General features: G+C 65.9%; 28 protein-coding genes. 15 read left to right on the top strand and 13 right to left on the bottom strand.

Annotation, left to right across the window (positions count from 1 at the left end):
- Positions 1-26: 26 nt before the first annotated feature.
- Positions 27-1,184 carry a glycosyltransferase family 4 protein gene (locus tag NXY83_RS06035; protein WP_258805177.1) on the top strand — a complete coding sequence of 386 codons (1,158 nt, stop codon included), beginning with the start codon at positions 27-29 and terminating at the stop codon, positions 1,182-1,184.
- Complete coding sequence (locus tag NXY83_RS06030) at positions 1,181-2,590, top strand: UDP-glucose dehydrogenase family protein (protein ID WP_258805176.1); 1,410 nt, start codon at positions 1,181-1,183, stop codon at positions 2,588-2,590. Before NXY83_RS06035 ends, NXY83_RS06030 begins: the two co-directional genes overlap by 4 nt.
- Before the next feature lie 9 nt (positions 2,591-2,599).
- On the opposite strand, the gene NXY83_RS06025 is transcribed toward NXY83_RS06030, so the two are convergent.
- Positions 2,600-3,466, bottom strand: a complete 867-nt coding sequence (locus NXY83_RS06025; RefSeq protein ID WP_258805175.1) for an HAD family hydrolase — start codon at positions 3,464-3,466, stop codon at positions 2,600-2,602.
- A gap of 232 nt (positions 3,467-3,698) precedes the next feature.
- On the opposite strand from NXY83_RS06025, the gene NXY83_RS06020 reads away from it, so the two are divergent.
- Positions 3,699-3,968, top strand: coding sequence for a GlsB/YeaQ/YmgE family stress response membrane protein (locus tag NXY83_RS06020; RefSeq protein WP_258805174.1), 270 nt, complete (start codon positions 3,699-3,701; stop codon positions 3,966-3,968).
- Positions 3,969-4,141: 173 nt separating this feature from the next.
- Complete coding sequence (locus tag NXY83_RS06015; protein WP_258805173.1) at positions 4,142-6,328, top strand: sensor domain-containing protein; 2,187 nt, start codon at positions 4,142-4,144, stop codon at positions 6,326-6,328.
- Between the two features lie 32 nt (positions 6,329-6,360).
- Here the strand turns inward: NXY83_RS06015 and NXY83_RS06010 are convergent, their stop codons facing one another.
- Complete coding sequence (locus NXY83_RS06010) at positions 6,361-6,870, bottom strand: hypothetical protein (protein ID WP_258805172.1); 510 nt, start codon at positions 6,868-6,870, stop codon at positions 6,361-6,363.
- A 208-nt stretch (positions 6,871-7,078) separates the two neighbouring features.
- Between NXY83_RS06010 and NXY83_RS06005 the strand changes: the two genes are divergently transcribed.
- On the top strand, positions 7,079-7,630 hold the full coding sequence (locus NXY83_RS06005) for a dihydrofolate reductase family protein (RefSeq protein ID WP_258805171.1): 552 nt from the start codon (positions 7,079-7,081) through the stop codon (positions 7,628-7,630).
- A gap of 83 nt (positions 7,631-7,713) precedes the next feature.
- Positions 7,714-7,932 carry a hypothetical protein gene (locus tag NXY83_RS06000; protein WP_258805170.1) on the top strand — a complete coding sequence of 73 codons (219 nt, stop codon included), beginning with the start codon at positions 7,714-7,716 and terminating at the stop codon, positions 7,930-7,932.
- Between the two features lie 34 nt (positions 7,933-7,966).
- On the opposite strand, the gene mmuM is transcribed toward NXY83_RS06000, so the two are convergent.
- Positions 7,967-8,953: a homocysteine S-methyltransferase gene (mmuM, locus tag NXY83_RS05995; RefSeq protein WP_258805169.1), complete on the bottom strand. Its 987-nt coding sequence runs from the start codon at positions 8,951-8,953 to the stop codon at positions 7,967-7,969.
- Between the two features lie 55 nt (positions 8,954-9,008).
- On the opposite strand from mmuM, the gene NXY83_RS05990 reads away from it, so the two are divergent.
- The 3 genes from NXY83_RS05990 to NXY83_RS05980 all read left to right on the top strand — a co-directional run bounded on the left by NXY83_RS05990 (position 9,009) and on the right by NXY83_RS05980 (position 11,080).
- Positions 9,009-9,497: a hypothetical protein gene (locus NXY83_RS05990; RefSeq protein ID WP_258805168.1), complete on the top strand. Its 489-nt coding sequence runs from the start codon at positions 9,009-9,011 to the stop codon at positions 9,495-9,497.
- A complete protein-coding gene (locus NXY83_RS05985) occupies positions 9,494-10,249 on the top strand; it encodes a cyclase family protein (RefSeq protein WP_258805167.1) in 756 nt (251 codons plus the stop codon). Before NXY83_RS05990 ends, NXY83_RS05985 begins: the two co-directional genes overlap by 4 nt.
- Positions 10,250-10,312: 63 nt before the next feature.
- Positions 10,313-11,080: an IclR family transcriptional regulator gene (locus NXY83_RS05980; RefSeq protein ID WP_258805166.1), complete on the top strand. Its 768-nt coding sequence runs from the start codon at positions 10,313-10,315 to the stop codon at positions 11,078-11,080.
- Here the strand turns inward: NXY83_RS05980 and NXY83_RS05975 are convergent.
- From NXY83_RS05975 to NXY83_RS05960, 4 genes are all read right to left on the bottom strand, one after another.
- Positions 11,077-11,844: an IclR family transcriptional regulator gene (locus tag NXY83_RS05975; protein WP_258806081.1), complete on the bottom strand. Its 768-nt coding sequence runs from the start codon at positions 11,842-11,844 to the stop codon at positions 11,077-11,079. The two genes, NXY83_RS05980 and NXY83_RS05975, sit on opposite strands and share 4 nt — an antisense overlap.
- A gap of 149 nt (positions 11,845-11,993) precedes the next feature.
- Positions 11,994-13,436 (bottom strand): amino acid permease, encoded by a 1,443-nt coding sequence (locus NXY83_RS05970; protein WP_397427565.1) that lies wholly within the window; start codon positions 13,434-13,436, stop codon positions 11,994-11,996.
- Between the two features lie 147 nt (positions 13,437-13,583).
- A complete protein-coding gene (locus NXY83_RS05965) occupies positions 13,584-14,210 on the bottom strand; it encodes an FMN-binding negative transcriptional regulator (RefSeq protein ID WP_258805165.1) in 627 nt (208 codons plus the stop codon).
- Positions 14,211-14,231: 21 nt separating this feature from the next.
- Complete coding sequence (locus tag NXY83_RS05960; protein ID WP_258805164.1) at positions 14,232-15,167, bottom strand: DMT family transporter; 936 nt, start codon at positions 15,165-15,167, stop codon at positions 14,232-14,234.
- Here NXY83_RS05960 and NXY83_RS05955 point away from each other — a divergent pair.
- On the top strand, positions 15,166-16,578 hold the full coding sequence (locus tag NXY83_RS05955; protein WP_258805163.1) for a PLP-dependent aminotransferase family protein: 1,413 nt from the start codon (positions 15,166-15,168) through the stop codon (positions 16,576-16,578). The genes NXY83_RS05960 and NXY83_RS05955 overlap by 2 nt on opposite strands.
- Before the next feature lie 111 nt (positions 16,579-16,689).
- On the opposite strand, the gene NXY83_RS05950 is transcribed toward NXY83_RS05955, so the two are convergent.
- From NXY83_RS05950 to NXY83_RS05940, 3 genes are all read right to left on the bottom strand, one after another.
- Positions 16,690-17,517: an SDR family NAD(P)-dependent oxidoreductase gene (locus tag NXY83_RS05950; protein ID WP_258805162.1), complete on the bottom strand. Its 828-nt coding sequence runs from the start codon at positions 17,515-17,517 to the stop codon at positions 16,690-16,692.
- Between the two features lie 107 nt (positions 17,518-17,624).
- Positions 17,625-19,028, bottom strand: a complete 1,404-nt coding sequence (locus NXY83_RS05945) for a GntP family permease (RefSeq protein ID WP_258805161.1) — start codon at positions 19,026-19,028, stop codon at positions 17,625-17,627.
- Between the two features lie 46 nt (positions 19,029-19,074).
- Positions 19,075-19,620 carry a gluconokinase gene (locus NXY83_RS05940; RefSeq protein ID WP_258805160.1) on the bottom strand — a complete coding sequence of 182 codons (546 nt, stop codon included), beginning with the start codon at positions 19,618-19,620 and terminating at the stop codon, positions 19,075-19,077.
- Between the two features lie 190 nt (positions 19,621-19,810).
- Between NXY83_RS05940 and NXY83_RS05935 the strand changes: the two genes are divergently transcribed.
- The 3 genes from NXY83_RS05935 to NXY83_RS05925 are packed head-to-tail and all read left to right on the top strand — an operon-like array spanning position 19,811 to position 21,248.
- Positions 19,811-20,545, top strand: coding sequence for a FadR/GntR family transcriptional regulator (locus NXY83_RS05935; RefSeq protein ID WP_258805159.1), 735 nt, complete (start codon positions 19,811-19,813; stop codon positions 20,543-20,545).
- 50 nt (positions 20,546-20,595) lie between these two features.
- A complete protein-coding gene (locus NXY83_RS05930) occupies positions 20,596-20,862 on the top strand; it encodes a type II toxin-antitoxin system Phd/YefM family antitoxin (protein ID WP_258805158.1) in 267 nt (88 codons plus the stop codon).
- A gap of 8 nt (positions 20,863-20,870) precedes the next feature.
- Positions 20,871-21,248, top strand: coding sequence for a type II toxin-antitoxin system VapC family toxin (locus NXY83_RS05925; RefSeq protein ID WP_258805157.1), 378 nt, complete (start codon positions 20,871-20,873; stop codon positions 21,246-21,248).
- 123 nt (positions 21,249-21,371) lie between these two features.
- Here NXY83_RS05925 and NXY83_RS05920 read toward each other — a convergent pair whose 3' ends face one another.
- Positions 21,372-21,575, bottom strand: coding sequence for a cold-shock protein (locus NXY83_RS05920; RefSeq protein WP_009372930.1), 204 nt, complete (start codon positions 21,573-21,575; stop codon positions 21,372-21,374).
- 271 nt (positions 21,576-21,846) lie between these two features.
- Between NXY83_RS05920 and NXY83_RS05915 the strand changes: the two genes are divergently transcribed.
- Positions 21,847-22,233 carry a TfoX/Sxy family protein gene (locus tag NXY83_RS05915; RefSeq protein ID WP_258805152.1) on the top strand — a complete coding sequence of 129 codons (387 nt, stop codon included), beginning with the start codon at positions 21,847-21,849 and terminating at the stop codon, positions 22,231-22,233.
- Positions 22,234-22,395: 162 nt separating this feature from the next.
- Here NXY83_RS05915 and NXY83_RS05910 read toward each other — a convergent pair whose 3' ends face one another.
- Positions 22,396-23,205 (bottom strand): alpha/beta fold hydrolase, encoded by an 810-nt coding sequence (locus NXY83_RS05910; protein WP_258805151.1) that lies wholly within the window; start codon positions 23,203-23,205, stop codon positions 22,396-22,398.
- A gap of 263 nt (positions 23,206-23,468) precedes the next feature.
- On the opposite strand from NXY83_RS05910, the gene NXY83_RS05905 reads away from it, so the two are divergent.
- Complete coding sequence (locus tag NXY83_RS05905) at positions 23,469-24,599, top strand: hypothetical protein (RefSeq protein WP_258805150.1); 1,131 nt, start codon at positions 23,469-23,471, stop codon at positions 24,597-24,599.
- Positions 24,600-24,608: 9 nt separating this feature from the next.
- Here the strand turns inward: NXY83_RS05905 and NXY83_RS05900 are convergent, their stop codons facing one another.
- Complete coding sequence (locus tag NXY83_RS05900) at positions 24,609-25,517, bottom strand: alpha/beta fold hydrolase (protein WP_258805149.1); 909 nt, start codon at positions 25,515-25,517, stop codon at positions 24,609-24,611.
- Positions 25,518-25,670: the final 153 nt, after the last annotated feature.

Below are 25,670 nucleotides of genomic sequence, written 5' to 3'. Positions count from 1 at the left end.
TCAGTCCCGGGGCCCACCGTGGAGGAGTGAGGATCGCAATTGTTGCTGAGTCATTCCTGCCACTGATGAACGGCGTCACCCACTCCATCCTGCGGGTGCTGGACCATCTGCAGGACCGGGGCGACGACGTCCTGGTCATTGCGCCGTCCACGCAGGATGGTGAGGCGCCGGACCGGGTCAAGGGCGCGGATATCCACCGGCTTCCCGCCGTCCCGCTGGCGGGATACACGAATGTCCGGGTGGCGATGGGCGGTGTGTACCGGGTCAAGCGAATCCTTGCCGAATACGCACCGGATGTGGTCCACCTGGCGTCACCGTTTGTGCTCGGGTGGCGGGCGGCCCAGGCGGCACACCAGCTTGGCATCCCCACCGTGGCCATTTACCAGACCGAGGTCCCCAGCTACGCGGCACGGTACGGTGTTCCGTTCCTGGAGAACTGGGCCTGGAACCGGGTGGAAAACATCCACCTGCTCGCCTCCCGTACCCTGGCGCCCTCAACGTTCGCGCTGAACCAGTTGCGCGGCCGTGGCATCCCCCGGGTGCAGATGTGGCGCCGCGGGGTGGACACTGCCCGGTTTTCGCCGGAAAAGCGCGACGACGGGTGGCGGGCTTCGGTGGCGCCCGGCGGAAAGCGGATCATCGGCTACGTGGGCAGGCTGGCCGTGGAGAAGCAGGTTGAGGACCTGGCCGCCCTGGCCGGAGTGCCCAACGCCCGGCTGGTGATCGTCGGCGACGGCCCCCAGCGCGCAGCCCTGGAGGACGCCCTGCCGGACGCCGTCTTCACCGGATTCCTGGGTGGCGAAGAACTGGCGCGCGCCATGGCGTCCTTCGATCTGTTCGTCCATCCGGGTGAGTTCGAAACGTTCTGCCAAACCATCCAGGAGGCCATGGCATCGGGCGTTCCGGTCGTGGCCACCGGCCGCGGCGGCCCCCTGGACCTGGTGGAGAATTCCCGGACGGGCTGGCTCTATGAACCCGGCGACCTGGCAGGACTGCGCACCCATGTGCTGGACCTGATGGGCGACGACGCCAAACGCCGCGCGTTCGCCGCCGCGGCGCACGCCTCGGTGCAGGACAGGACCTGGCCGGCACTCTGCGGCGAGCTTGTGGGCCATTACGCGGACGTCATCACTGGTGGGCAGGCCACACCGGCCAGGGACTCACGGGCAGGGGCAGCGCAGTGAAAATCTCTGTTATCGGCTGCGGCTATTTGGGCGCAGTCCACGCCGCCACCCTGGCTTCCATGGGCCATAACGTGCTGGGCATCGATGTCGATCCTGTGAAGGTGGAGCAGCTTGGGCAGGGCGCGGCCCCCTTCCATGAACCCGGGCTGGATGAACTCCTCCAGGACGGGCAGGCCAAGGGGCGGCTTCGGTTCTCGACGGACCCGGCCGATGCCAAGGGCGCGCAGGTTCATTTCCTGTGCGTGGGCACCCCGCAGGACAAGACGTCCGACGCCGCCGACCTCACCTTCCTGGTCTCCGCCGCGGAGGCGCTGCTGCCGCACCTGGCGGCGGGCGCCGTCGTCGTCGGCAAATCCACCGTGCCCGTAGGCACCGTGGACATGCTCCGCGGCGTGCTGGCCGCCCGCCCGGACGTGCTGCTGGGGTGGAACCCGGAGTTCCTCCGGCAGGGCACCGCCGTGAAGGACTCGCTGGTGCCCGACCGGCTGGTCTATGGCGTGGACGGCGGACGCGCCGCCGCCTTCAACCCGTCGTCGGGAGGGCCCCTGGGCGTCACGGCCGCGCTGGACGCCGTGTACGAGCCGCTGCTCCGTGCAGGGATCCCGCGGCTTGTCTGCAACTTCGCCACGGCGGAGCTTATTAAGTCCGCGGCGAATGCGTACCTGGCCACCAAAATCAGCTTCATCAATGCCGTGGCGGAATTGTGCGACGCCTCCGGTGCGGACATCTCGGAGCTTAGCGAGGCGATGGGTTTGGACCCCAGAATCGGCAGCCGGTACCTGCACGCCGGGCTGGGCTTCGGCGGCGGCTGCCTCCCCAAGGACATCCGCAGTTTCCGGGCCCAGGCAGCAGGCCATGGCGTCACCGCTGTGGAGGACTGGATGCAACTGGTGGATTCGGTGAACCTTGGGCAGCGCTCACGGACAGTTGCTTTGGCCGAAGAGTTGTGCGGCGGCAGCCTTGCCGGCCGTTCAATCACTGTCCTCGGCGCATCCTTTAAGCCGGAAACAGACGACATCCGTGACTCCCCCGCACTGGATGTGGCAGACCGGCTGGCAGCGGCCGGAGCCCACGTCACTGTGACGGACCCCAAAGCCGTCAACCATGCCTGGCGGCGCTATCCCAGGTTGCGCTTCGAGGCCTCCATCCTGCGCGCACTTGAGGGTGCCGAACTGGTGCTGCTCCTGACCGAGTGGGACGAATACCGTGACTTCTCCCCCGCCGTGGCCGCCGCGCTGGTCCGGCGCCCGGTGGTGCTGGACGCACGCAACGCCCTGGACGCCGCTGCCTGGCAGGGTGAGGGCTGGACGGTGCGCGGCCTGGGGACCCGGCACGGCGGAACGCAACCCGTCAGCGGCACGTCGCCCGTTAGCGGCATGCGGCCGGCATCAGCGACCTACCGCTGACCCCGCCGGTCAGTTCAGGAGGCCCAACTCGGCAAAAGCGAGTGCCACGCCGTTGCCGGCAGGCCCCGGAGTGATCCTGTCGGCAACCGCCAGCACGGCGGGGTGCCCGCCCTCAATGGCGATGCCTATCCCTGCATACTCCAGCATTTCAATATCGTTGGCGCTGTCGCCGATGGCCACGATATCGGCGCGGTCCAGCCCGAGCCGGGCTTCCACCGCCTGGATGCCCACCGCTTTGTGGGTCCCTGCCATGTAGATCTCGCCGGCACGGTCACCGAGCGCTGAGAGGGAACTTGGAATAAGGCCCACCTGCGGGCCGAAGGTGTCCATGAGCGCTGTCAGCGGCACCGGCGAGTCAAAGCAGGAGATTTTCGCAAAGGACGTGGAACGCAGATCGTCGCTGTACTGCATTGGTCCCAGGATGTCTTCGAGGGGATCCACGTCGGTGCTGAGGACTCCATCATGCCGGGGGCGGCCGGCGAAGACGGGACCGAGCACCTCCCTCAGCCGCTGGTCCACGCCCGTGCGGCCGTGCAGCGCCTCGGGTGCTTCCAGGATGTAGGCGGCGCCATGGGCATCCAGCGTTTCAACGATGAGGGCGGCCAGGTCCGGCTCAAAGCGCGTGTCCTTCAGGATTTCGCCATTGAGCTCCACCCGGGCTCCGGCGCCCGTGATGACGCCGTCGAAGCCCGCTTCCAGGATGTGGCCGGGAACCATGGCCAGCGGCCGCCCGGTGCAGACGAAGACCAGGTGCCCGAGCCGCCGTGCCGTCCGGACAGCCTCAATGTGCGCAACCGGCGCCAGCCCGTGGTCGGCGTAAGTGCCGTCGATGTCGAGGAAGATGGCACGTGGCCGGATGCTTTGCTGGCTGGACATGCCGGGGCTCCTTGGTCTGCTGCGGGGACACCCCATCCTATCGAAGGGCTGTTGCGATACCCGGAATCACAGGGTTTTGCACGGCTTCGTCCGGCAAAAGTTCCGCATTCCCGCCTGCAAAGTGACAGTCATCCTGTGACAAATAAAGCCTTGCAGAGAAGTAAGCACGCTGATTGAATTAGGACACCGGAAATGGGGGCCCGGCACAACTTACTGATTAAGGAGTGACAACATGGGCATTCTCGGATTTCTCATTTTGGGCCTGATCGCCGGCGCCATCGCGAAGGCAATCCTGCCGGGCCGCCAAGGCGTAGGCTGGGTGCTGACCCTGGTCCTCGGCGTTGTCGGAGCCCTCCTGGGCGGGTGGATCGGATCCTTGATCTTTGGCGGCGGACTTGCGGAATTCTTCGACCTCCGCACCTGGCTGCTGGCCATTCTCGGCTCGGTCATCGTGCTGCTGGTCTATGGCGCGATCACCAGCCGCAGCCACCGCGGGGCGTAGCAGCACCACAGAATTCGAACAACACAGAGCGTCGTCCTCCCGCCGGGAGGGCGGCGCTTTTTGTGCCGGGTGCCCTTCAGCCGCCTGTTGCCGGGTAATTAACAAGGAAACCGATTCCTCCCGCACAGATTAAATGGCGGGTTCGCGTTTATGATGTCCGAGGGGGTGTTGTTATGGCTGATTCGGCCGACAGCAATAATTTGGCGATACGAACATTCGGCGCGATTCTGGATGCCAACCCTGACGCCCTTTTGGCCGTAACCACTGACGGCACCATCACCCTCGCCAACGCCGCTGCAGCAAGGCTTTTCGGGTTTCCCCGGGAAGAACTGACGGGCCGCAACTATCGAGCGCTCCTGGCCGCCGGCTTCCGTGACAGCCTGGATCACCTGTTCCGGGAGCTGATCAGCGGACCCGCCGGATATCCATCGCCCCGGGAGATTTACGGGAATCACAGGGATGGCACCGAGTTCGCCGCGGAGGTAGCCCTCGCCCTCCTCCCCGAGGACAATGTGCAGGATGCAGACCCGCAAGGATCACATGGAGAGCAAGGGCACCCCGACGGCGTCCCGGCCGGCACCCGGCTGCTGCTGTCTGTCCGGGATACTTCACACCGCCAGGCCGCAGACGCCGACTTGCGGGAGGCCATGTCACTGCTGACCGCCACGTTGGAGTCCACGGCGGACGGCATCCTGGTGATGAGCGCTGACGGACGCGTCGCCGGCTTCAACGACCAGTTCCTCAAAATGTGGAACATCCCGCCGGAGCTCCTCGAGGGCGACAGTGAAACACCCATCAAGCGGCTCATCGTCGGCCAGGTAGTGGATCCCGTCGGCTACATGGCCCGGCTCACCGAGCTTGAAGACGACCCCGCCGCCGAGAGCCACGACGTGCTGGACTTCAAGGACGGGCGTACGTTCGAGCGCTACTCCCGGCCGCAGCGGGTGGGAGACAACATCGTTGGCCGGGTGTGGAGCTTCCGGGACGTGACGCCCCGCCGGAAGGCCCAGGAGCAGGCGCACCAGGCCATGCTGGACCTCGCCGCCCAGGCGGAGAAACTGCGGACCATGGCCTTCCAGGATCCGCTGACCGGCCTGGCCAACCGGGCCGTGTTCAATGAGGCGGTGGCTGTTGCCCTGCAGGAGCCGCGGCTGAAGTCGGTGGACGTACTGCTTCTGGACCTGGACGACTTCAAAGAGGTCAACGACATCCTCGGCCACCAGGCCGGCGACGACATGCTGATCGAGGTGGCCCGCCGGTTGCGCGGCTGCACGCCCTCCGCCGATGTCGTGGCCAGGCTGGGCGGCGACGAATTCGTGGTGCTGCTCACTGCCTGTCCCGACGCTGAGGCGATCGCAGCCTGCATCGTCCGCTGCCTGCACGTCCCCGTGACCATCGATGGCGCGGTGCTGCGGCCCAGCCTGAGCATGGGGCTTGCATCGCTGGCCCGGGACGGCGTGGGCCCGTCCGAACTCCTGCGCCAGGCCGACATCGCCATGTACGCGGCGAAAGCTGCCGGCAAGAACCGCTACCTGCGGTTTCATCCGGACATGATGACAGCCCTGGTAAAACGGACGGACATGGAAAGTGCTCTGCAGCTGGCGGTGCCCCGCGGCGAGATCTCGGTGGACTTCCAGCCCATCGTCTCCCACCGTATGGGCCAGGTGGTCAAGTTCGAGGCATTGGCACGGTGGGACCGCGGCGGCGAGCGGGTGCCGCCGTCGATATTCATCCCGCTGGCTGAACGGACCGGGCTCATCAACGAGATCGGGGCGGAAGTGATGGCGATGGGGATGGTGGAACTGGCGGAATGGCTGAGCGAGGACCCGTCGCGGTCCCTTTCCGTCAACGTTTCAGGCGTCCAGCTCCAGGAACCGGATTTCGCCGAGTCCGTATTAAGCCTCGCGGAGGCCAGCGGTGTGGGTGCCTACCAGCTGGTGCTGGAGGTCACCGAAAGCGTATTTTTCGACGCTGACTGCAGCCTGATCAAACAGCTCAGCACCCTTCGGGAAGCCGGCGCCCGGGTGGCCCTTGACGACTTCGGTACCGGCTACTCCTCGCTTGGCAGGCTGCAGGACCTGCCCGTGGATACCGTGAAGATCGATAAGACCTTCGTTTCCATGGTGCGGACCGGCCACGAGCGGCTGCCCATCCTCAGCTCGATGATCAACATGGCCCACAGCCTGGGCCTGACGGTCACCGCCGAAGGCGTCGAAACGGCCGCCCAGGCGGACTACCTCACGGCGCTGGAGTGCGACTCGCTCCAGGGGTATCTGTTTTCCCTGCCCGAGCCCGGCGAAAGACTGGAGTACGCGCTGCGTCACGCGGAAGAAGCGCTGCTCGCGCTTAGGGCCCGGTAGGGCGGGGACCTGACCGGACCCGGCAAGGCGGACTAGGCAGCTTGTTTGCGTCCCGGGTGCTTGCTGCTCTTCTTCCGTGCCGGCTGAGTTTCGGCTGCGGCAGGCTGGGCGGGCGCTGCAGACTGGGCAGGTGCGGCAGGCCCAGCGGGCGCAGCAGGCTCAGCGGGCTGCCCGGTTTCCGCAGCTTCCGCGGGCACCCGGGGTGCCGGGCCGGCGGACTCAGGCGCCGGCGCTGCGGCATTAGGGGTGGCCGGTTCCGCTTCGGGAGCAAGACCGGCGGTTTCAACACTGACGGCAGCTGCGGCCCGGTTGCGGCGCCAGCGGCGGATCAGGTCGAGGGCGGCCAGCAGGCCGGCGATCGGGGTGAGCACCGCGGCCATGTAGACGAACAGCATCCAGGTCAAGGTGGCCAGCGGCGGCTGGTTGTTGTGCAGGAGGGACAGTCCGCCCAGCAGTCCCACGGCCCAGAAAAGGACGACTGCCGTGAGGACGGCACCCGCTGGGAAATACTGGTTGCTTGCGATCTTTTTCAGGGTTTCCATGCACTTCCTCCTGCCTGGCCGGGGCTGCGGAAAGTGGCCGCATCAACACCCAGTATGAAGCCCGGTCCCGCCGAAACCCTGCAAGACGCCGCGGCGAGTGATGAAGTTAACTGGCGGTGCGGCGTCGTGCAATTCCCAGGAGCACCTTCCGCCGCCCCGGGCGCCCCGATACGGTTGTTTTGTCCACTCGTTTTCCAGGAGGCTTTGAATGCGCAAAGTAACCGCTGGCTTGTTCCATTCCGTTGACGGCGTGGTGTCGGATCCGTACAAATTCCAGTTCGACAGCTTTGACGACGAACTCGGCGAAGGGATGACCCGAATGATGGAAATGGTGGACACCGTGGTGCTGGGCCGGGTGAGCTACCAGGAGTGGGCCGGCTACTGGCCGAATGCATCAGTGGACGAGGACTTCGCCGCCTTCATCAACCCGGTGGAAAAGTACGTGGCCTCGCGGACGCTCACCGACCCGCTGGAATGGCAGAACTCGCAGATCATGGACGCTCCGCTGGAGGAGTTCGTGGCCAGGCTGAAGGAGCGCGACGGTGGCGAGATCGCCGTGTGCGGAAGCATCTCCGTGACCCGGCAGCTGCTGTTTGCCGGGCTCCTGGACTCGCTGACCCTGATGACACATCCCGTGGTGGCAGGAACCGGCCGCCGCCTGTTCGAGGACGGCGACCCGACAACCAGGCTGGTGCTCCAGGACCAGACGCGCACGAGCAAGGGCAACGTGATCAGCACGTACGGGCGGCTGGAGGGCTAAGCCGGCGGGCCATGCGCCCCCCTCTTTCGCCAAGGGTGGGTCCTGTGCTTCTATCTGCGGCCCGGCTGTGAAACGATCCCTTAATGGGTGAAAACAGTCACGAGCCGGACGGGGTTGCCCCCACCACCGGCGTCAATGACCACGCCTGGGAACGGGAGCACCGCCATCCCACACCGGAGCAGGCACGGGCCATCGGGTACCGCCGCAGGGATGCCGAAGCGAAGCTGGAACAGCACCAGCAGGAAGCCAAGGAGAAGGCGGAAGAACAGAGCGGGGAGGACGGCGACCAGCAGTCCGGTTAGGACAGTGTTGGCCGGACTGCGGCTCCCCTTGGCCTTATTGGGTGGGGGAAAGAACGCGTTCGACGGCGGCGATGTCACCGGGTGTCGTCCGGCAGCAGCCGCCGATGATCCGCGCACCGAGTTCCCGCCAGGTCGCGGTTCCCCCGGCAAGGCTGCCGGGCCGGGCGCCATTGTTGGCGTCGGCTGGGCCCGGGCCGGTGCTTCCCTGCACTGTGGCAGGTCCCCACGTCTTGGTCACGGGATCGTAGGTTTCACCGGAGTTGGGGTACGCCACCAGCGGTTTGTCACTAACCTGGTGCAGCGACGCGAGCGCGGGCGCGACAAGGTGCAGCGGCACGCAGTTCACGCCGATCGCGGCCACCAGGGGCTGCGCGTCGAAGAGTCCGGCCACGGCCTCGAGCGGGGTGCCGTCACTGATGTGTGCGCCATCCCGCAGCGAGAAGGAGAACCAGGATTCGACGTCGTATTCGCGGGTGAGTGCCAGCAGCGCCTCGGCCTCGGCAAATGACGGCAGCGTTTCGCACGCGAGGAAGTCGGCGCCGGCCTCCACCAGCGCGGCAATCCGGGGACGATGGAAGTCCCGGAATTCGGCGGGTGTCAGGACGTAGTCCCCGCGGTATTCGGAGCCGTCCGCCAGGTACGCACCGTACGGGCCAACGGAGCCGGCAATCAGCAAAGGCCCGGCGTCGGGCGCAAGAAACATGTGTTCGCGGCGGGCCTCGGCCGCCAGCCGGACTGATAGCGCAACCAGCCCCAGCGCTTCCTGCTCACTCATCCCCCGCGGCGCAAACCCCTGGGGTGTGGCCTGGTAGCTGGCGGTGGTGGCAATCCTGGCGCCCGCCGCGAAGTAGTCGCGATGGACGTCCTTGATCACCTGGGGCTGTTCGAGCAGGACCTTCGCGGACCACAGGGGATCGTCGAGATTGCAGCCCCGTGCCTCGAGCTCGGTGGCCAGGGCACCGTCGGCGGACAGGTGCTCCCCGGATTCCAGCAAGGACGACAGCGGCGCATGTGAAGGCATGCTAGTCATCATACGCATCTACTTATGCTTGTAATGATTATTTCTTTCTGTCACGATGGCAGGCAACCGTCAGCCCGGCGGGAGGAAAGAGGACAGGTTCTTGGACGTTCAACTGCACCCGGTACGCAAGCTGCGCGTGCACTGGCCCATCAGCGGCACCACCTTTGCGCAGCTGGCAAAAGGCGAAGCGGATGCCTTCCGGGACGATCCGGGCATCGCCAACCTGCTGCAAGCCCTCACACAGTTCCGCGAACTGGGCGACTTTGGCAACTACAAGCACGTGTTCGAGTCCGGACTTGGCTTCGAAGGGTTCACCAGCGCCGAAGGCGCCCACCCCACACTGGGCCGCGTGGGGGAACAGACCCTCTCCCCAACGTTCGTGTTCACTACCTACTTCGATGCCTCGCTGGAAGACGCCGCCGTGGAACGCTTCATGCGACAGATCGTGGACATCCACCCGTGGGAAGTCCCGGTCATTGAACTGACCGGACCCATCAGTGTTTCCAGCAGCGCGCTGGCACCCCAAGGAGCTGCTGCATCATGACGGACGCCACCACCACCGCCTCCCTGTGGGAGGGCCTGCAGTCCGTGCTCGCAGGCAGGCAGTTCGTTGACCTGACGCACGCCTTCCACCCGGGCCAGCCACACTTCGCCGCCTTCCCGGATGAGGAACGCGAAGCACTCTTCGATTTGGAGAAGGGTGACGGGTTCACCGCCCACCGGTACACGATCGTTGGCCAATGGGGAACCCATGTGGACCCGCCCTCCCACTTCATCCGCGGCGGCAGGACACTGGACCAGATCCCGGTGGAGGAGATGGTCCTTCCGCTGGTGGTCCTGGACATCACCTCGCGGGTGGCCGGCGACCCGGATGCCACGCCCAGCCTGCAGGACGTGAAGGACTGGGAAAGCCGGAACGGCACCATCCCGGCGGGCGCCTTCGTGGCGTTGCGTACCGGCTGGAGCCGCCGCTGGCCGGACCCGGACGCCATGGCCAACCGTGACAGTGCCGGGTTGAGCCACACGCCCGGCTGGTCACTTGAGGTGCTGGCCTTCCTGATCAATGAGCGCTCAGTTTCGGCGGTAGGCCACGAGCAGACGGACACAGACCCGGGCCTCGCAACGTCGCGGCAGGACTTCAGCCTGGAGACCTATGTCCTGGAACAGGACCGCTGGCAGATTGAACTGCTGGCCAACCTGGACGGGCTTCCGGAAGCGGGCGCCGCCGTCGTCGCAACGTGGGCCAAGCCGCTGGGCGGAAGCGGCTTCCCGGCAAGGGTGTTTGCCATCTGCTGAACCTGCGCGCAGGGTGCCGGGCAGGGCCAGGAACAGGAAAGCGGCTCCACTAGACTCAACTCCATGTCAAAGACTTCCAGCATGGGCCGCGGAATCATGGCCGTCCTTGCTGTAGGTGCACGCCATGCAGCGGGACATCCCGGTGGAACAGTGGCTGACATCGCCGTGGACCTGGGCAAGGACCGCAGCCAGGTGTCGCGCAACCTGCGCACCGCTGAGCAGGAGGGCTTCCTTACCCGCACCAGCCGGCGCACCTACGCCCTGGACTGGTCAATTCTCACGGATGCGCAGTTGCTGACGGAACGCCGGCTGCAGTCCGACGGTGCCACCGCATTGGATGACCTGGCCCGTGAAGCTGACGAGGCCTGCTTCCTTGGGGTCCTCCATGGCGACAGCACGGTGACCATCGGTGAAAGCGTTCCGGCCAGCAGCAACCTGGTTGGCTCCTGGCTGGGCCGGCCCTACCCCGCCTATTGCAGCGATGCCGGGCAGGCAGTGCTGTGGGAGGCATCGGAGGCAGAAGTGCGCACCGTCTTCGCGGCTGTGGCCTTCGTGCGCCACGGCCCCAACACACCCACGGACGTTGATGACTTCCTGGCCCGCCGCCAGGCTGCGCGGGCGCGGGGTTACTCAGTCGTTGACGAGGAAGCCGAACCCGGGCTCTATTCGCTGGCCGTCCCCGTCCGGGACTTCAAGGGCGACGTGGTGGCGGCGCTGCAGATCGTCGGCATCAAGGAACGGCTGGAACCGCGCCGGGAAGCGTGCGCGGCGGCGCTGGTGGCACAGGGAGAGTGGCTCGAGTCCAGGCTCGGCTACCAGCCGCGGGACTAGCCCGGCGCCTGGAAGGATCCCAGCCGCTCCGCGGCACGGGTGAGCGCCGCGGAGGCGGCTTCGGCGCCGGACCCGGCCTCGGCCCGGCTTCCCAGCACGCTGAGCGAGGCAAGGATGGCACCGCCGGCGTCCCGGACGGGCACCGCGAGTTCCACCACGTTGTGCTCGAATTCTTCAGCAGCGGCAATGAACCCTGCGGCACGGTCCCGGACCATCAGGCCCCAGACCTCATCGGTGGAATGGGCAGCACCCGGGCCGCCGATGCCGATGTAGTTCACGTCCTGGAGCAGGGCATCGAGGGCCGTGCGGTCGTGGTCCCACAGCAACGCCCGGCCCGCGCCCGTGCACCACACCGGCGTCACCATGCCCGGCTTCACGAAGCTTCCAGGAACTGCATCGTTGCTTGAGCTGCGCACCAATATCACACGGTAGCCGTCCCGGACCGAGAGCCTTGCGCGCAGCCCCAGCGAGGCCACCAGCGCCTCAAGTTCGGTCTTAGCCTCCCGGACCCAGCCGGTGTTCAAAGAGGCGGCGAGGCTGAAGAAGCGCCGGCCGGTCCGGAACGGGCCGCGGTCCATCCGCTCGAGCAGCCCGAGGTCGCACAGTTCCTGGGTCAGCCGGGAGACGCGGCTTTGTTCCATGTCCAGCTCGGCGGCCAGTTGGGAAACGCCCAGCAGTTGGCGGCCCCGTTTCTCCCGGTCGGCCACCAGCCGCACAATGCGGAGCCCCTGCGCCATCGACGACGCCTCAGCGGACGAATCCACGCGTATTTGCCCCTCCCGGCCGGTAACCTCGCCCCATTCTTCCACGGCCCTTCCCCCTCCGAAGGGCAGGAAGAGTTCCTGGAAAGAACGACGGCGACCGTCCGGGAAGGTGCCCGGCGCACCTAATCCGGCAGCCGCCGTCGTCCGCGTTACGTGGCGGGCACAGCCTTGCGTCCGTGCCGGAAGTGGAACCAGATGTAGCAGGCGGCCACGAAGGGGATGCCGAAGTAGAGCGCGGCGGCCTGGGTGGGGTCGAGGGCGATGCCGATCAGGGAGACAACGCAGAGCGTGAACGCCAGGATGGGCACCAGCGGGAACAGCGGCGCCTTGTAGGCCAGGGTGGCGATGTCGCCGCCGTCGCGGACGAAGGCGCGGCGGTGGAAGAAGTGCGAGGCGGTGATGGACATCCACACCCCCACCACGGCGAAGCCCGCAACGGACACCAGGACCATGTAGACCGTTTCCGGGGCAACCACGCTGCTGATCAGCGATGCGACGCCGCCCACCATGCTTACGGAGAGCGCGATCATGGGGATGCCGCGGCGGGTCAGCTTTTTGAAGGCGCGGGGTGCGTGGCCTTCGTCGGCGAGGGAGTAGAGCATGCGGGCGCAGGAGAAGAGTCCGCTGTTGCCGGCGGACAGGAGGGCGGTGATGATGACGAAGTTCATGATGTCGGCGGCGGACGGCAGGCCGATGGCTGAGAAGACCGTGACGAACGGGCTTTCGTCCAGGCCCACCTCGGTGTACGGGATGGTGGCGGCGATGACGGCGATGGCACCCACGAAGAAGATGAGCAGGCGGATCACGGTGGTGCGCATCGCCTTGGGAATGCTGGTGGCGGGGTCCTTGGTTTCGCCGGCTGCCACGCCGATGAGTTCGGAGCCGGAGAAGGCGTAGAAGACCGCGAGGACTGTGACCAGGACGCCGGTGAAGCCGTTGGGGAACAGGCCGGCCTCGGTGGCGAAGTTCTCGAAGAGGAACGGGTGCCCGCCCCCGCCGCCGAGCGGGCGAAAACCGAACAAGGCGGCGCCGCCCAGGACGATGAGGCCGATGATGGCGGCCACTTTCACGATGGCGAACCAGAATTCGGACTCGCCGAAGAACTTGGAGGACACTGCGTTGAAGCCGAAGAGGACCGCGGCGAACACCAGGCACCAGACCCAGACCTCAACGTCCGGGAACCAGCGCTGCATGAGCAGGCCGGAGGCGGTGAACTCCGAGCCGATGGCCACGGCCCAGCACAGCCAGTACAGCCAGGCGGTGGCGAATCCGGTGGCGGGGCCGATGGAGCGGGCGGCGTAGATGTGGAACGCGCCGGACACCGGGTAGGCGATGGCGAGTTCGCCGAGGCAGGCCATGACCAGGTACACCACGAAGGCGCCCACCAGGTAGGCGATCACGGCGCCGAGCGGACCGGCCTGGGAAATGGTGTAGCCGGAGCTGAGGAACAGGCCGGAGCCGATGACACCGCCCATGGCGATCATCACCAGGTGGCGCGGGCCCATGGACCGGCGGAGCCCTGACTCCTCCCGTTGTGGCGTTGCCACACTTGCTGAGTGCTTATCCAGCGTGAGCGGTCCTGAGGGTTCCACGGGCGTCTCCAGTATGGGGGTGATCGGTGCGATGGGGGCGCGCGCAGCTCCCCTGGTCCCGGTCCCGGGAAACGAAGAAATGCACGTCGACAGTGCTGAAAGTAGCACGGCCGCTGAATTTCCGTCATCAAACACATGAAGCCATGCTTATATTGCACGCCTGTTACGCTCCACGGCCGCCGCACTGTCTTCCTGTCCGCTGGCCCTAAGGCCCCTGACCACTCCTTCGGCGTCCGCCGCTGAGCGGTTCTGGCTCAGCTTCTCCTTCGCCTCGATCCGCGAGATCACCAGCTCGACGCCGACGATGGCGCGCAGCTGTCCGGCAATGAACCCGGCGGGCGCGTCATCAACTGACCACGGGTGCTCCTGCCCTGACTCGTGCAGCCCGGTCAGGCGCCGGACGTGCCGCCCCAGCCAGCCGGCGTCGTCATGGATCCTCAGTTCGCCGTACACGTGGGCGGTGGAGTAGTTCCAGGTGGGAACCACGCGGCCGTGCCCCGCCTTGGATGGGTACCAGGACGGCGAGATGTAGGCATCGGGTCCCTCGATCATGGCCAGTGCTTCGCCGATCGGGGCGCCGGAAAACTGCGGGTTGTTCCGCGCGGCGTGTGCGTGCAGCGCGCCGTGCTCCCCCACGGAAGCCTCATAAACGAAGGGCAGGAGCGTCGCCTGCACTCCGCCTGCGGTCATGGTGACCAGGTTGGCTGCAGCAGGCCCGGTGAGCAGGCGGTGGACGGCGTCGGAATCGGCGGCGAAGTGGGCTGGAATGTACATGGCGTGGTCCTTTCGGGATGGTCAGGAGGTCAGGGCGGGCCGGCGCAGCCGGACCCGGACGGCGGCACCGGCGCAGGCAATCACGGCCAGGCCGCCGATGATGGTGGTCCAGGTGAGCGCCTCGCCCAGCAGGAGTGCGGCCCAGCAGATGCTGAGGACCGGCTGGAGGAGCTGGAGCTGGCTGACCTGTGGAATGGGGCCGATGGCCAGGCCGCGGTACCAGGCGAAGAAGCCGAGGAACATGCTGACAACGGCAAGGTAGGCGAAGGCGGCCCACTGGGCGGGCGTGGCCGACGGCGGCTGGTTGGCGATCGAGAGCACCGTCAGGGCCAGCATTAGAGGCGAGGCGAGGACGAGGGCCCAAGCGATGGTCTGCCACGAGCCGAGCTCCCTCGCCAGCAGGCCGCCCTCCGCGTAGCCGACGGCAGCGCAGGCGACGGCGCCCAGCAGCAAGAGGTCAGCCCAGTGAAGGTGCCCGAATCCGCCCGACTGCAGGAAGGCAAACGTCGTCGCGGCCAGAGAACCGAGCACCATGACCACCCAGAAGGCGGCCGGCGGACGTTCCCGGGTGCGAAGCACGGCTGCCGTCGCCGTAGCAGCGGGCAGGAGTGCGATCACCACGGCCCCGTGCCCGGCCGGAACGGCAGTGAGGGCGTAGGAGGTCAGTAGCGGAAAGCCGACGACGACGCCCCCGGCCACGAGGGCAAGCCGCGCCCGGATGCGGGCGGACGGCAGCCGCTGCCGGGTGAGCGAGAGGGCTGCGGCGGCGAGGATTGCTGCTATGACGGCCCGGCCGGAGCCGATGAACAGTGGAGACAGGCCGGCAACCGCTACGCGCGTGAAGGGAACGGTAAAGGAAAAGGCTGCTACTCCCAGGAGTCCCCACCAGATTCCGGCGGCTGGCCGGGGCAGTATCGCTGGCTGTTCAGCGATAGTAGCGCTACTATGTTCTTTCATGAACAACGATAGCAGTTCACGCATCGTTTTGGCACTGAGGCAGTGGATCTCCGCAGCTGCTCCCGGCGCGCGGCTTCCCTCCACCCGGTCCTTGGTGGCCGAGTACCAGGCGAGCCCGGTGACGGTGCAGAAGGCGCTGCAGACCTTGGCCGCGCAGGGCCTGATCGAGAGCCGGCCCGGCGTGGGGACGTTCGTGCGGGCGGTCCGGACGGCGCGGCCCGCCGATTACGGCTGGCAGACGGCGGCGCTGGGGGCACCGCCGTCGGCCCTTCCCTCCGCTTCCGGCACCATGCGCGACGTGCCCAACAACGTCATCGCATTCCACTCCGGGTACCCGGACCGTGAACTCCTGCCTGAACGCCTGGTCCGCGCAGCCCTCACCCGGGCCGCCCGCGGTGACGCTGCCCTGTCCCGGCCGCCCGCCGCCGGCATGCCGGAGCTGCAGCAGTGGTTCGCGCAGGAATTGGGTTCGGCCACACCCGCCGGAGTCACTCCCCCGACCCCGAGTGACGTGATTGTCCTGCCCGGAAGCCAGAGTGGGCTCAGCTCGATCTTCCGGGCGCTGGTAGGCGCGGGCCAGACGCTGCTGATGGAGTCACCCACCTATTGGGGCGCCATCCTGGCCGCGGCGCAGACCGGCGTCCGGGTGGTCCCGGTACCCAGCGGGCCGGAAGGACCTGATCCAGCGGGGCTGGCGCGCGCCTTCCAGGAAACCGGAGCACGGGCGTTTTATGCGCAGCCCAACTACGCGAACCCCACCGGCGCGCAATGGGCTCCCGGGCGGGGCGATGAGGTCCTTGACGTAGTGCGTGCTCACGGCGCGTTCCTGGTGGAGGACGACTGGGCGCACGACTTCGGCATCACCTCGGACCCGGTGCCCGTGGCCACGAGGGACGATTCCGGCCACGTCATCTACACCCGTTCGCTGACCAAGAGCGTGTCCACCGCGATCCGCATCGCCGCCGTCATCGCCAGGGGTCCGGCGCGGGAACGGATCCTGGCCCAGCGGGCAGCAGAGTCGATGTATGTCAGCGGACTGCTGCAGGCCGCGGCGTTGGATGTCGTGACGCAGCCAGGATGGCAAACGCACCTGCGCAGCCTGCGCCAGCAGCTCCAGTCGCGCCGCGATCTGCTCGTTACCAGCGTCCGGGAGCATATTCCGCAAGCCCATATAGAGCTGCTGCCCAAAGGCGGGCTGAACCTGTGGCTGCGCATGCCGGACGGGACGGACCTGCCGAGGCTGGCACGGGACTGCGAGGACGCCGGGGTGATGATTGCCGCCGGGACCGAGTGGTTCCCGGCCGAGCCCGCGGGGCCGTTCGTCAGGCTCAACTACTCCGGGCCCAACCCTGGCGCCTATCCGGAGGGTGCGCGCATCATCGGCGAAGCGCTGGCCAGGTTGGGCTGCTGAAAGCCGGGCCATGCGACGCAAATGCGGAACTTATGGGCAGCGCTAACGCCTGGAGCCCCGGAACGGCAGGGCGCCCTCCGCACGGTGGGCCCAAAAGTGACGCATTCCGGGTCAGCCCTGCTTGGTGCGGGCCAGCTCTTCACTCTTTTCCCACAGGCCGCGGGCCAGCTCGGCGTCGTACGCCTGCGGGTTCGCCTTGGCCAGGGCACGCTTGGCGTAGTAGGCGCCGGAGAACCAGTCGGCGCCGGGGGTGCCATTGATAAGCCAGAGCAGGGTGTCGGCACCCTGGTCCGGGGTGAGCATGAACCGGTTCAGCAAGGTCTTGTAGGCGTGCCGGAACGGGCTGGTGGACTCGGCCGCGAAATTGGTGCGGACCACGCCCGGGTGGAACGCCGCCGTCGCAATTCCCTTGTCGCCGTAGCGGCGGTGGAGTTCAGAGGTGAAGAGGATGTTGGCGAGCTTGCCCGTGCCGTAGGCGCGGTTGGTGGAGTAGGTGTGCTCGGAGTTGAGGTCGAACAGGTCCAGCTTGCCGATGCCGTTGGCGGCGCTGGCGGTGTTGATGACCTTGGCCTTGCTGGCGGTAAGGGTGTCCATCAGCAGCATGGTGAGGAGGAACGGAGCCAGGTGGTTGATCTGGAACGTTGACTCGTTGCCGTCCACCGTGAGCTGGTGTTTGCCCATGATGCCGCCGGCGTTGTTGGCGAGGACGTCGATGCGCGGATAGTCGGACTCCAGCTGCGCGGCGAGGGTGCGGACCTGGTCCAGCTCGGCAAAGTCGGCCACGAAGTAGTCGACGTTGAGTTCCTTGGCGATGGCGCGCGTCTTCTCCTCGGACCGGCCGACGACAACCACCTGTTCCCCTGCCTCGCTCAGCGTCCGTGCAGCTGCTGCGCCGATGCCGTCGCTGGCGCCGGTGATCACGATGGTGCGTTGGGTCAAGGGGTGTCCTTTGGTCGGTTGGTTCCCGGTGGGGTGACTCTGGCACAACGACGGCGGGGCGGCCGGTGTTCCCACCCGCCGCCCCGCCGTCGTGAATCAGGAGAAAGCTACCCCGCCAGCCCGGCGAGGAGGAAGATGACCGCGGCAATGGCGAAGCCCATGACACCGATCAGGGTTTCCATGACGGTCCACGTCTTCAGCGTGGTCTTGACGTCCATGCCGAAGAAGCGGCCCACCAGCCAGAAGCCGGAGTCGTTGACGTGCGAGACCACCACGGAGCCGGCCGCGACTGCGAGGACCATGGCGGCCACCTGCATCCCGTTCAGTCCGGCGGTAGCCACGGCCGGGGCGATCAGGCCTGCGGTGGTGGTGAGGGCCACAGTGGCGGAGCCCTGGGCGATACGGAGGATGGAGGAGATCAGGAAGCCGGCCAGGATGAGCGGGATGCCCAGGTTGCCCAGGACGTCGGCAAGTGCAGTGCCGATGCCGGAGGTGCGGAGCACGCCGCCGAACATGCCGCCTGCGCCGGTGATCAGGATGACGGAGCAGACCGGGCCGAGGGAGGACTCCAGCAGCTTTTCCAGCGCGCCGGCGTCCTTGCCGCGCTTGGCTCCCAGGACGAACATGGCCACCAGCACGGCGATCAGCAGGGCCACCGGGGTTTCGCCGATGGTCCGCAGGACCTGGAACCACTGCTCGTCCCTGGTGTCTTCGGCCAGCACTCCGGAGGATGCAAGGGTGTTCAGGCCGGTGTTCATGAAGATCAGGGCCAGGGGCAGGAGCAGCAGGCCTACAACGGTGCGGAAGCGCGGCGGGTTCGATTCGGCTTCCGCCGTGGCGTGGCCCAGGATTTCCGGCACGGGCAGGACCAGTTTCTTGCCGGTGTAGAGGCCGTACAGGTAGCAGGTGACGTACCAGGTGGGGATGGCGACGATGATGCCTGCGATGGTCACCAGGCCGATGTTGGCGTCAAAGAACGCGGAGGCGGATACCGGGCCCGGGTGCGGCGGCAGGAAGATGTGCATCACGGAGAACGCGCCGGCGGCGGGCAGGCCATAGCGGAGCACTCCCCCGCCCAGGCGGTGTGCGACGGCGAAGACGACCGGCAGCATGACCACCAGGCCGGCGTCGAAGAAGATGGGGAACCCGAAGATCAGCGAGGCCAGGCCCAGCGCGAACGGGGCGCGCTTCTCACCGAAGACGCCGATGAGGTAGTCGGCCAGCACCTTGGCGCCGCCGCTGGTTTCCACGATGCGGCCGAGCATGGCGCCCAGGCCCACCAGGAGCGCAACGGTGCCAAGGGTTGTGCCGAAGCCGTTGATCAGGACCGGGACCACCTGGTTGGCGGGGATGCCGGTGGCGAAGGCGGTGGCGAGGCTGATCAGGATCAGGGCGACCAGGGCGTGCACGCGCAGCTTGATGATCAGGAACAGCAGGGCGACGATCGCGGCTGCGGCGATGAGCAGCAGGGGGCCTGCTCCCAGCGTCTGGGTCCATCCTTCGATGGTCATGGTTCTCCTTTGAAACAGAACTGATATTGGGGATTAAGGGGGGTGCTTAGGGCTCGCAGGGCGGCTGGCCGGCGGGAAGCTTCAGGGCCTCCACGACGGCGGCCACCAGCTCCTCGGGCGGGCGGGAGATGTCCAGGCGGAGGCTGCCGGCGTCGCGCTCCTCCTGGCTGAGCGGTTCGAGGGTGGCCAGCTGGCTCGGAAGCAGGGTGGGTGGCATGAAGTGGCCCTCGCGGCCCTGCATGCGCTGGCTGATCAGGTCCGCTCCGCCGTCGAGGTGGAGGAAGAGGACGCGGCCTTCGGCCTCGGAGAGGAGACGGCGGTAGCTTTTCTTGAGGGCGGAGCAGGTGAGGACGGTGCTGCAGCCGGCCTGGGCCTGCCCGGTCATCCAGTTGCGGATTTCCCCGAGCCAGGGCCAGCGGTCCCCGTCCTGCAGGGGAATGCCCTGCGTCATCTTAACGATGTTGGCTTCCGGGTGGAACTCGTCGGCCTCGGCGCAGGCCCACCCCAGCTGCCGGGACAGGGCTGCCGCGAGGGTGGATTTGCCGGACCCGGCAACGCCCATCACCACAAGGTGCGTGGGTGGATACTGCATGTTCTTACCTCCGGAGAAGACGTCTTTGGCTTTCGAAGAAGCTCGCTGCGAGCCCACGGTGAAGTGGGCTACGCCATAAGGTATCACCTTTTGAATGCACAGATACTATCTTCCCATGTCATAAGTCATACCTTTGGAAATATTCGCCTATCCTAGAAGGGCGCTTCGGCGCGAAGAGAGGCGGCGAAAAATGTCGACGGCGACAGTACGGGACGCGGATAACGCGCACGACGGCGGGGCCTCCCCCGCGATGCACGAGCGCGTTCTGGAGGCGGTTGGCGTAGCCATCGCGTCCGGGGACCTCCCGCCCGGGAGCAGGCTGACCCTTGAGGGGCTGCAGCAGGAATACGGGATTTCCCGGACTGTTGCGCGGGACACCATGAAGGTCCTGGAATCGATGAACCTGGTCTATTCACGCCGGCGGGTGGGCATCGTGGTGCAGGAGCCGGGCCTGTGGAACGTTTTTGATCCCAAGCTGGTGCGGTGGCGCCTCGCCTCGGACCGGCGGGAAATCCAGTACGGCAGCCTGACCGAGCTGCGCATCGCCGTCGAACCCATTGCCGCAGCAGGGGCCGCGCGCCGGGCCAGTGCGGCGGAACGGGCGCAGCTGGTGGCACTGGGTGCCGAGCTGCGGCGGTTGGGTGAGGCAGGAGACCTGCAGGGTTTCCTCGCAGCGGACATTGCGTTCCACCAGCTGCTGCTTCGGGCCTGCGGCAATGAGATGTTCCAGGCGCTGGAGGGCATGGTGGCCGAGGTGCTCACCAGCCGGACGCAGCAGGGGCTGATGCCGTTCAGGCCGCGGAACGAAGCACTGCAGGCGCATGAGGACGTTGCCGCGGCTGTTGCCCGCGGGGATACCGTGGTGGCAGAACGGGCCATGCACCACATCCTGGACGAGGTCCGGAGCGCGATGGGGCTGGGCTAACGGCCTTCCTTCCGGTAACCACCGTTGCTACGCTTGCTACGGAGGTAGCAATGACAACCATTCCCCACCGTGAGCTGCGTAATCACAGCAGCCAGATACTCGAGCGGGTCAAGAACGGCGAAACCATCGACGTCACCAACAACGGCCAGGTGGCAGCCATCCTCGTTCCTCCGGGGCTTTCCCCCTTTGAACTCCTGCTGCTGGCAGGTCAGGTACGGCCTGCCAGCAGCAGTCCGGTCGACTTCCGGACGGTCGCCAGGGTTTCCTCAGATATCAGCACAGACGAAATCCTTCGTGACCTCCGCGGAGACCGTTGATCGTTTATGTGGACACTTCAGCTGTCCTCAAACTCCTGATCGATGAACCACAATCACCCAGTGCTGCCGAATACTTGTCAGGCGCCGCTTCACGCGGTGATCAACTGGTAGCTTCGATGCTGCTGTACACCGAGTTGCATTGCGCAGCACACCGGCGCGGAATTCCCAGTGCGGGCGTTACCGCAGTGCTGTCGGGGATAAATTTGATTGACGTCGCACGGCAAGACCTCATGTACGCCGCCGCCCTGCCGGGCGGGCTTAGAAGCGCAGATGCGATCCATCTGGCCACCGCGATTCGGCTGCAGTCGGACCTGTTGGTGGCGTACGACGTCGAACTCCTCGCGGCAGCCGTCGAGGCTGGCCTCAACGTGCTGTCGCCCGAGTAAGAACGACTGAGGGAAGGGCTGTTGCTGCCCGAACATTTCAGCACAGGCGGGTTAACAAAAGCAGGGCCTGCCCGAAGGCAGACCCTGCTTGAAGAAACCTAACGGTCCCGGAACTCTAGGAAATTAGAGAGCCTGGATGTTGGTTGCCTGGGGACCCTTGGGGCCCTGCTCGGTGTCGAAGGAAACCTTCTGGTTCTCTTCGAGGGAGCGGAAACCGTTGGAGTTGATCGCAGAGTAGTGTGCGAAAACGTCCTGTGAGGAGTCGTCGGGGGAAATGAAGCCGAAGCCCTTTTCAGCGTTAAACCATTTGACGGTGCCAGTAGCCATTATTTTTGTCCTTCGTGAAGGTGGAGGGAAAATCCCGACTTTCGGGCCCTCCGGTGTGGGGTGTTCAAAAACCGCTACTTCAGAAGAACACGGACTCTCGACCGCGCGTACTGCCTGAACTACCAACTGCATAAACACAACAACAGGTTCCACACTACATGAGATTGGCGGGACTGCGAGCCACTCGGTCATGTAGACCCTGTACCGGGACGCTTAAGCGGGCATATCCTGCCAACAGATTCAGCGAAATTCATACAAGGGGGAAAAGAACATGGAGATGCCCAAAGCCGCCGAGGCCGACAAGGAGCGCTTCCGCTCGATCGTCCCCGCCGCCACCGATGTGGTGGTCAAGCCGATGTTCGGCAACCTCGGCGCATTCGTCAACGGCAACATGTTCGCCGGCCTTTTCGGATCCACCATCGGTGTCAAGCTTTCCGATGAAGACCGTGTTTTGCTCGAGTCCTCGGAACGGACTCTCCCGTTCGGGCCGGCCGAGCGGCCCATGGCGGGCTACGCGGGGCTGCCCGAGGTGTGGAATGAAGAGGGTGACGGCGACGATACGAGGGCGAGGGCGTGGGTCATCAAGGCATACGAATACGTTGCCACCCTGCCGCCGAAGGAGCCGAAGATTAGAGCGCCCAAAGCCGCGAGGAAGTAACCGCTCGACTTGTCACCCGGATCCCTGATCCGGGCCGGTATCGCCTCCGGGTGCCGTGGCCCGACAACTTCGTGATCTGGACCCGCCTGGCGCTGGACCCCCTGGCCGAGGACGGACTGGGCGGCATGCGCGCACGCCTGGCCCCCGCCGCTTGGGAGGTGATCAAACTGCGGCATCCACGCTTTGCCAAAAGGCACTGACGCGGGCGTTCCACCGATCCGGGACCTCCTGGAACGGTTGATGGGCCTCACCCTCCATGACTTCGAATACCGAGCCGGGGATCCTCTCCGCCACCTCTCGGCAGAGCTCGGGACGGGTGATGGGATCGATACCGCCTGCAAGCACGAGCGTGGGAACATTCACCTGCGAGAGACGTTCAGCCGCATCGTGGCTGACGAAGGCATCGATGAAGGCTGCGACGTCTTCGCTTCTCTGCTTATGCGGGAAGGCGAGCGCCTCCTCAATGATCTGGTTTACGGTTCCGTCGTTATGCGCCCGCGGCGTGTAAACGCTCAGGAACAGACCCTGGAGGAAAACCCGCTCGGTGGGAGCCGCACTGACCAGCGCTTTCATGAACAACGCCCATGACCGGAGGTACTGATCCATCACCGTCCACGTGCTCTGCAGAACCAGGCTCCGGACAAGCTCAGGGTGGCGCAGGGCCAACTCCTGAGCGATGACACTTCCGGCTGAGAAACCCGCCACATGGGAAGAACCTGCGCCGAGCGCCCGGAGGACTCCGGCCGCGTCATCAGCCAGCGCTTCAACAGACAGAGGCCCACTGGGATTGGCTGTCCGGCCGGCGCCCCGGTTGTCGAAGGCAGTAAGCCGATAGCCGTCGGCCAACCCATCCATCTGGAACTGCCATGATTCGACCGTGTCGCCCAGGCCTCCGATCAGCAGTACATCCGGTCCCTGGCCCACCTGCTCCGTCCAGATAGCTACATCCCCGCGCTGTACGTACACTCCCATGACTTGGCCTTCCGCTGGGCACTCTCAAATCAGATGAAACATCCAGCACCGCACCTCAGTGATCTCAGTTTCTGCCGCCGGACCGCGAGGCGCAACGGTGGATCCTGATGGGTGCGAAGTAATGCCTCGGACCTATCGAAAAATGAACGGACGCTACTTGCGATCAGGCCGCACGGGCGGTGATGATGGCCTAGCGCATGAGGCGCGACCGGCTCAGGGGTGGGGGTTCCCTTCGCTGGCCTAAGCGCCCCAGAAAGCCTTCGTTGCTGCATTTTCCTTCGGCCAATTCGGCTGCGCACAGACCGTCCGCCCGCGATGTTGCGAGGCTCAGTGAACTGCTCGACGACGACGTCTGGGCGTTCAGCAACTGCCGGGTGGATGCGGCAGGCAAGCCGGTTGCAGAGATCGACTGGTTCTTCTACAACATCCGGCACGGGACGCTCATGGTCAGCGAATGGAAGGGTTTTCCGCAAAGGGTCCTGTCGGCGACCGATACGGGCACGCAGTGGCTGCTTGAGGGAGGAGTGATGGTCGCCAATCCGATAGAGCAGGTCTCGCGGCAGCTCGACGCGGTCCGGGCAGTCCTGCGAAGCTCGATCCTTCCCCAGCATTTTCCGGCTTTTGAGCCGCTGCAGTTGCGGCTCATGCAGAGCGTCTACTCCCCGCAAGTGGACGATGGGACGGCTATAGAACGCATCCGCTGGGGCAAGGTATACGGCCGCCTTCCAGAACTGGCGGCCGTGATTTCGAACTCGACCAGCCCTGCGCCCCTTCTCGTGCCCAGCTCCGAAGCGCGCCTCAAACTCGCAAACGCGCTCTGCGCACTGTTCCGCACCAGCTTCCCTGCTGACGTGAAAGCCAAGCTGCACGCTTCGAAAAAGGAGGCAAGCATCGACGTCGTACACCGGATCAGCGAAATCCACCGCCAGATTGCGGCGCTCCACGGAGAACTCGCGGAGCTGACTCTGCTCGCAGCAGGTGGCGATGTACACCCCGCGGAACCGCAACCGCGGCCAAAGGCGCAGCCGGCAGCGACGAAGCCCGCGGACACGAAGGCAACGGCCAAGAAGGATTCGGCCATGACTGAACAGCAGCGGATGCAGGCGCACCTGGCGCGGAGCTTCCGGGGAGTTAACGGAAGCGCTGACGAGGCAGGAAAGGCATTGGAGAAGGCCTGGGCTGCTGTGTTGGACGATCCGCTGCTCCACGGCGAGACGGGAATCAGTGTCTCCTTGTTCGGCTCCACGGGATCTCCGTTGGTAAAGGAGAAACACGGTTCACTGGCAAAGCTGCTCGGCATGCAGTTGCGTAAATGGTGTGTGCTTCAGGCAAAAGCGGCAGGGCTGGAGCCGAGCGATGTTGCAGGGAAGCCCTCCAACATCCGCGTGCGCTGACTGGCGCTACTACCCGTTGAACGGCGCCGCGCTGCCCGGCTCCTGGGCAAAAAACCGCAGGGCCCTGTCCGCCACGAGCTCCGGCCGGTGGTCGATGAGGAAGTGGCCCTCGCCGGGAAGGATCTCCGTGGTCACGTTGCCCCCGAGGCCGGACCGGTGGCCCATCTTTTGCAGTGCGCCGGACGGGTCCATGGCGCCGACCAGAACGAGGGTCGGGACCGTGAACCTGCGCTTGGCGTACGTCCCGAAGATGATGCCCATGAACGCCGGGAGGATCGTGCGCCGGTAAAGAGCTGATCCTGCGAAAGCCCTGCCGGGCTGGGCCATCACAGCGAGGTAGATCTTAATGTCCTCACGAGCCACTCCCCCTGAGGGTTCGAAAGCCCTGAAGAGGTGCCGCATAAGTTTTCCGTTCCGCTGCAGACGCGGTCCGATCACCGGAACTGCGAACGCGAAGGCGTGCCAGAGCTTGGGCGTGAGCACCAGCAGCCGCGCGTTTGGCTTAATGTGTACGTCCGGGGCGCCCGAAACAATCAGGGCCTCCACCAGATCGGGCCTTTCGATGGCGAGAAGCTGGCCGATGATGGCGCCCCAGTCATGGGTGAGGAACCGCGCCCGCGGGATGTCCAACATGCCCATGAGCTGGATGATGTCCGCTACAAGCGAACGCGCGCTGTAGCCATGGGCGGGTGCATCGGTCCATCCGAAACCGCGCTGGTCCACGGCGATCACCCGGTAGTGTCCGGCCAGGCGGGGAATGACGCCGTGCCACTCCCACCAGTTCTGAGGGAAGCCATGGAGCAGGAAAAGCGGCTCCCCGCTTCCGGCCTCCGCGATGTGCATCCGTATCCCGCGCACGTGGATCCACCGGTGAGTCACGCCGTCGAGATGCGGCATGGCGGCGACTGTGCCTTGCATGGACCAAAGGTACTGCTGTTGCAGTAAACGTGTCACCAATTCTGATGTTGAATCTTCGCCGTGCGTCAGGTCCAATTGCCACAGTGACCGGCTGCGGCCGCCGCTCTGGCACGTGGATTGTCGGCGGTTCCGTGTAGCTTAGGCCTATCACTT

Source organism: Pseudarthrobacter sp. NS4 (assembly GCF_024758005.1).
GTDB lineage: Bacteria > Actinomycetota > Actinomycetes > Actinomycetales > Micrococcaceae > Arthrobacter.
This window is presented reverse-complemented; position numbering and strand designations above follow the sequence as displayed.